This window comes from Halochromatium sp. (genome assembly GCF_054919635.1).
The window spans coordinates 1-4,210 of sequence record NZ_JBUDPI010000328.1; the positions used below are offsets into that span (position 1 = coordinate 1).

Genomic DNA, 4,210 nt, shown 5'->3' on the forward strand with positions numbered 1-4,210 from the left:
GTCAGCAGTCAGCAGTCAGCAGTCAGCAGTCAGCAGTCAGCAGTCAGCAGTCAGCGCTGGGCGCCGATGCACTGATTGCGGTCGGCGCCCAGGGTCGCGGTAAGATTCGTGGTCTAGGGCTTGTCGACAGGATGTCCGTCTTAGCTAGCGAGACCGTAGCCAATCCCGATCAGCATGAGAATGACGGCAGCGATAGACAGGATCTCTCCAGCGTTGAGCTGCTTGAGCACGGTAAGATACTTCATGGGAGCGTGCCTCTGCTGTTGATTTTATGGAAGTTTCGGTCAGGTCGCGGTCAGTACAGCTTGATCGCGGCAGCACGGTGAGCGGCTGCATGGTCTTTAGAAGAGACTGAGCCACCCCTTCTCTAGTTTATTAGCATATAGTGGATTAATTGCAATTGCGAGATCGCAATCGCTCCTCTCTGCGGTTGCATTCTTTGACCCGCTTCACATCAAGGTTTAACGCAGGTGGCATCGATGTCGACAGAAGGCTCAGGCCCGGACTCCGCAGCGCTAGTTGCTGGACGGCGGCGGGGGCTTGCTTGGGGGTTGTTGCGTCCTCTCTTGTTTCGTCTCGACCCCGAGCGTGCCCACGGCATCGCGATGGCATTAGCCGCGGGCTGGTCAAAGCGATTCAGCGGCAGGCTTGCGGCGTCCGATCCGGCTCGGGCGCCCTCGCTGCAGGTGAGGGCAATGGGGCTGAGCTTTCCGAACCCAATTGGTCTCGCCGCGGGACTCGATAAGGATGCTCGGGCAGTCCCGCTGTGGCAGCGATTGGGCTTCGGCTTTGTTGAGGTTGGCACGGTCACAGCCTTGCCACAGGTCGGTAATCCTAGACCGCGCCTATTTCGTCTGCCGCGTGATCAAGCGCTGGTTAATCGGATGGGGTTCAACAACGCTGGCGCTGAGGCGATGGCCGTGCGCCTGGCGCGACTGCGTGACCGCGATCTGCTGCAGGTGCCGCTTGGAGTCAATCTGGGCAAGTCCAAGGTGACGCCGCCAGCACAAGCCGCAAACGACTATCAGCGCAGCAGTGCGCTGCTCGCCGAGCTTGCTGATTACTTGGTTGTGAATATCTCAAGCCCGAATACGCCGGGATTGCGCGATCTTCAGACGGTGGGTCAGGTGAGGGCCTTGATGGACGCCGTGCAAGCGCCGAATCAGCGGCTAAGGCAGCCACGGCCGGTGTTGCTGAAGCTGGCGCCCGATCTCGCCGACTCGGATGCCATCGACTGCGCGCAGGCGGCCATTGCAGCCGGCTGCGCAGGCCTTATCCTCACCAACACGACGATTCGTTTCGAGGGTCTTAGCGAGTCCACTGCGGCGATGAGCGGCGGATTGTCTGGGCGACCGTTATTCACACGCAGCACAGCCCTCTTGGCTCTCGTGCGTGAGGCGCTCGGGCCGGACCCGGTCTTGATTGGCACTGGGGGTATCTTGTCGCCAGACGATATCGCTGCGAAGCGTGCAGCTGGGGCTGATCTGGTGCAGCTCTATACCGGGCTCATCTACGGTGGGCCGGGGCTGATTCGGCGCTTGCTGTCAGCGCCCGAGGTGTGCTGGCAATGATCTTCCGGCGATACTTCGGCACTCGAGACGGGCGCATTGGGGGCCTACAATCCGGCACAATACCGGAGAATGACTTTGGTTTGCTCGATGAGGAGCCACAGGATCGATGATAGATACATCTGGAGACGCTCGATTAGATGAGCTCGATACCCCGGTGGACGATCATTTTTCCATCGCTGTGCTGGTGGAGCGCCTGGACGGTGATCAAGAGATTGCGCGCGAGGTCGCTGCGGCCTTCGTCGAAAGCTCGCAAGAGCTGTTGCAGCAGCTAGACGGCGCCATCGCTGCGGGGCGGGCCGATGCCGTACGGCGGAATGCGCATTCAATCAAGGGAGCTGCGGCGAATATCGGCGCCAACGCGCTGGCCGAAACCGCCGCTGAGATCGAGGATGCCGGCCGCGACCAACGGCTAGAGCTGGCTGAGCGTCTGGTGCCACAGCTGCATCGGCGCATCGAGCATGTCTTCGCGGTGCTTAAAGACTGGCTCTAGAGAGGACCCAGCTCTGGTCCACCAATCAGGCCTAACTGTCCGAGACACCAATCCGAGAGGATGACGATGCAGGATCGACCCCAAATCAAGACCGCGCTGCCGAAGCGTCGATATCAGATTGGCGATCATGCGGCGACCTTGCTCGGCGAGATCGAGAGTAACGATCAGCGTCAGTATCGGTTCATCCTCGCCTTGGTGCCGATGGGCGAGCAAGAGCCCGTGCTTTACGTCACGAGCGAGCTGGCAGCTTCAGATCGTCGCGGCGAAGGTGCTTATGACTTGCGGGTGGTCAGCGAAGGGCTAACCGATGTCGTGGATACCGCAGACCGTTGGGAAAGTCTTGATCAGTTCGCAGACCAGGCCGTTGATCTCGCCCAGCAGATACTGGGCCTAAGCAATCATCAGGTGATCAAGCTCATGTGAGCCTGGGCTCACTCGGAGCCGCCGTGCCCTCGTCTGGTGCTGAGAGGAGCAATGTGTCGAGCTCGGCGCGCTTGCTGTCGCGGCGGTGGCGCAGCGTCAGCTCGGTGGCACGGTTGTCTTCCATGGCCTGCTGCAATTGCTCGGCCCCGACCTCTAACACGCTCAGCTGGCCACGCTGCTCGCCGAGCGCCTTCTGCAGGGGCGCCAGCGAGCGCTCGGCTCGGCGGATGGCGCGCTGCAGCTGGGCCGCGCGCCGGCCCGAACGCCCGAGACGGGCGAAAGCGCCGGTGGCAGCAGGTTGACCTCGGAGGCTTGCAAGATCGCCGCGTAGCCGATCCAATGTCGGCTGCTTGGCATTGACCTCGGTCTCCAGCGCTTCGATCGATTGCGTGCATCCGCGGATTGCGTGCTCGGTCTCGGCCAGTTCGCGGGCCAAATGGAGCTGATGCTCGTTGTGGGTGACAAGCTGCTCGCGCTGCTGATCGAGCTCACGCTGCAGCGTCTGGAGCAGTTGCTCTCGCTGCTCATGTGTCGCCTTGGCCTTGGCCGTGGCCTGCTGTTCAGACTCCCGCTCGAGCTGCAGTTTGTCGCGCTCGCGCTGCAGCTTGGCTTCATCGTCAAGCCGCACCCCCATCTGCTCCAGACGCATCTCGAGCTCGCGCTCACGCGCTGCAAGCTCCGACTCGCGACGGCGCCGCTCGAGCGCGAGCTGATGATCGACCCCTTCACGTCGACGGCTGAGCAGCTCGCGCTCATGCGCTTGATCAGCGTCCATGCGGGCGAGACTCCGTTGTGCCTCGACCTCAGTGCGGTGGCTGGCGACAAAGGCCTTGGGGTCGCGCTGCCATTGCCGCCAACGGCGAGCAAGCTCGACTGGTGTGAGACGACGCGCTGGGTCATCGTGGTGCTCGAAGCCGGGAATATCCGCCAGACCACCGTCGAGATACTTGCGATACTGATCCTGGATGGTCTCACTGTAATAGGCCTGTACCCCAGGTGGCTCGAACAGCTTGAGTGCGATTAGGGCGAAGAACAGGATGCCAAGTGCGGCTTGTGCAAATCCTTCCACGGTCTCGAAATGAGGAACGCCCTGCTCTGCGGGGCTCTGCCGTAGTGCGTTGAGTGCCTTGGATTGCGCGGCGAAGGTCAGTGTTGGCGGCACGGCCGGCGGCTGCTCGGCTTCGACCTCGGCGGCAATGCGATCAAGCAGGACTTGCTGCTCGGCTCGCAGCTCAGCCAAGGCAGCATTAAGACGATCAAGTCGTTGCTGGAGATCGCTGATGCTCGCCTCGATGGGGGCTAGGCGCTCGTTGAGCTCGGCACGCTTGCTAGCGAGGGTGTCTGCGAGCAGTTCCGCGCGGGCATTCCATTTGCGCGCCTCTGGACCGTATCCTTCAGGTCGGCCTTCGCGCCCGAGTACCTCGTCACCGACACGTCGGCGCGCTTCGGCTAGGTCTTGAGTCAGGACTTGGATCTCGGGCTGATACTCAGCGCTCAGCTGGTCCCGGCGCTCGCGCTCGGCGTCGATCTCCTGTTGGACGGTGCTGATCTGCTTCTCGAGGTCCTGGATGCGAGCGCGATAGCTAGCGCCCTGCTGCGCGGCGCGGATCTCGACCTGCTGATTGAGCTCACGAGCGCGCTCATCAAAGTAGCGCTCGACTTGGGCCTGATGCCAAGTGGCGATGTCATCGGCGCGGATCAGCTTCTCGACGAAGGGCGCCGTGAC

At 62.1% G+C, this 4,210-nt stretch carries 4 protein-coding genes; 3 read left to right on the forward strand and 1 reads right to left on the reverse strand.

What is annotated here, in order from left to right:
• Window positions 1-479: 479 nt before the first annotated feature.
• The 3 genes from ACY693_RS15920 to ACY693_RS15930 all read left to right on the forward strand — a co-directional run bounded on the left by ACY693_RS15920 (window position 480) and on the right by ACY693_RS15930 (window position 2,484).
• On the forward strand, window positions 480-1,571 hold the full coding sequence (locus ACY693_RS15920; protein ID WP_462322795.1) for a quinone-dependent dihydroorotate dehydrogenase: 1,092 nt from the start codon (window positions 480-482) through the stop codon (window positions 1,569-1,571).
• A 106-nt stretch (window positions 1,572-1,677) separates the two neighbouring features.
• On the forward strand, window positions 1,678-2,061 hold the full coding sequence (locus ACY693_RS15925) for an Hpt domain-containing protein (protein WP_462322796.1): 384 nt from the start codon (window positions 1,678-1,680) through the stop codon (window positions 2,059-2,061).
• Between the two features lie 66 nt (window positions 2,062-2,127).
• Window positions 2,128-2,484 (forward strand): hypothetical protein, encoded by a 357-nt coding sequence (locus tag ACY693_RS15930; RefSeq protein ID WP_462322797.1) that lies wholly within the window; start codon window positions 2,128-2,130, stop codon window positions 2,482-2,484.
• Here the strand turns inward: ACY693_RS15930 and ACY693_RS15935 are convergent.
• On the reverse strand, window positions 2,477-4,210 hold a 1,734-nt coding region (locus ACY693_RS15935), incomplete at its 5' end, for a DUF4407 domain-containing protein (protein WP_462322798.1). The genes ACY693_RS15930 and ACY693_RS15935 overlap by 8 nt on opposite strands.

Bases quoted from the DNA above. Each gene is read 5' to 3' on its own strand.
- ACY693_RS15920 (WP_462322795.1), top strand. From the start codon at position 480: ATGTCGACAGAAGGCTCAGGCCCGGACTCCGCAGCGCTAGTTGCTGGA.
- ACY693_RS15925 (WP_462322796.1), top strand. From the start codon at position 1,678: ATGATAGATACATCTGGAGACGCTCGATTAGATGAGCTCGATACCCCG.
- ACY693_RS15930 (WP_462322797.1), top strand. From the start codon at position 2,128: ATGCAGGATCGACCCCAAATCAAGACCGCGCTGCCGAAGCGTCGATAT.